This window comes from Geomobilimonas luticola (assembly GCF_018476905.1).
Lineage (GTDB): Bacteria > Desulfobacterota > Desulfuromonadia > Geobacterales > Geobacteraceae > Geomobilimonas > Geomobilimonas luticola.
The window spans coordinates 1-368 of sequence record NZ_JAHCVK010000031.1 but is presented as its reverse complement, the minus strand read 5'-3'; the positions used below and the strand labels follow the sequence as shown (position 1 = coordinate 368).

Annotated in this window: 1 pseudogene; it reads right to left on the bottom strand. The window is 69.0% G+C overall.

The features are described 5' to 3' along the window. A pseudogene (locus KI810_RS17175) lies at positions 1–368 on the bottom strand (hypothetical protein); the annotation flags it as partial.

Sequence of the window (368 nt, the reverse complement as noted above, 5' to 3'; positions counted from 1 at the left end):
GCGCTCGCCCCCCGCAGGTCGGTCCGCAGGAGTTTCCCCCCGGAGGGGGTGAGGTGCCCCTGCCGCGCGCTGGTGGCGCTGTCGTAGGTGGCGCTGGCGGAGTCGGCGAAGTGCACCCGGTGGCAGGTGGAGCAGAGCACTTCACCACCCACCAGTTTCAGGGCGGAGGTCGGATTGCCCGGATTGCTGTTGACCGGTTCGCTGTAAAAGGCTGCCGGCCGGGCACTGGCCGCCCCGGAGTAGCTGACGGTGACCGGGTGGGAGCCGCTTAGGTGGCTGGTGCTGTTCCGCTGCCGATGGCAGTCGAGGCACATCTCGTCCCGCTCGTTGAGGGAACGCAGAAACGGCGCGGAGTTGAAGGCGGAGGA